The sequence below is a fragment of the Pseudomonas persica genome (genome assembly GCF_900291015.1).
Classification (GTDB): Bacteria; Pseudomonadota; Gammaproteobacteria; order Pseudomonadales; family Pseudomonadaceae; genus Aquipseudomonas.
In genome coordinates this window covers 1-245 of the sequence record NZ_OLKL01000307.1, presented here as the reverse complement: position 1 = coordinate 245, position 245 = coordinate 1, and the positions used below count along the sequence as shown (strand labels likewise).

The 245-nt window shown below is 66.1% G+C and carries 1 protein-coding gene; it reads left to right on the top strand.

Annotated elements, in window-relative coordinates; translation table 11 throughout:
- Positions 1-42: 42 nt before the first annotated feature.
- Positions 43-245, top strand: a 203-nt coding sequence (locus tag FQ664_RS26680; RefSeq protein WP_218570453.1) for an XVIPCD domain-containing protein, incomplete at its 3' end; no start/stop codon positions are given.

Sequence of the window (245 nt, the reverse complement as noted above, 5' to 3'; positions counted from 1 at the left end):
GGCCACATCCGGCCACACGGTAGCGGCCACATGGAGCCTCCAATGACCCCTGATGATTCCCTGCACCAGCAGATCCGCCAGAACGTAGCCGCACTGGACGAGAAGCACGGCCGTGCGTTCGACGCCACCAGCGAGAACGTGGCCGCCAGCCTGACCGTCAAAGCCCGCGAACAGGGTCTGGAACGCGCCGACCACGTGGTGGTGAGCAACGCCACGGCCAACCTCCCGGCCGGGCACAACATCTT